Below are 353 nucleotides of genomic sequence, written 5' to 3' on the forward strand. Positions count from 1 at the left end.
TGGTCTTTCAAATTTTGTTTTTGTCATAATTGTTTTGCTTTATAATTATTATTGATTTAAGTTGAACCAAACAAAAAAGGAGGGACACACGTTTACTTTTAATTGATTGTGTATCTCTCCTCTTGTAAGTGGTTTTGTTTAGCCGTTCCTTAGCTTATGAACCAGGAATAGCCCTCTGTATCATCCCCGTTTATCGCCTTCTGAATTCCTATCGCAAAGTCGGTGCAGTTTTGGTTCCTCTCAAGCCACTTGTCAATATAGCTTTGTTTCACCGCTTCATTACCGAGTTGCATAAGGCTCCAGCAGGTAAAGTCGTCTCCGCTTGTTATTCCGAAGTCAGGGTTTGCAACGTG

General features: G+C 39.7%; 1 protein-coding gene. It reads right to left on the reverse strand.

Features of this window, described 5'->3' with window-relative positions:
• Nucleotides 1–149: 149 nt before the first annotated feature.
• Nucleotides 150–353, reverse strand: a 204-nt coding sequence (locus QVO66_RS11625; RefSeq protein WP_288172854.1) for a DUF3871 family protein, incomplete at its 5' end; no start/stop codon positions are given.

The sequence above is a fragment of the Prevotella sp. CAG:255 genome, from assembly GCF_000431195.1.
GTDB classification, from domain to species: domain Bacteria; phylum Bacteroidota; class Bacteroidia; order Bacteroidales; family Bacteroidaceae; genus Prevotella; species Prevotella rara.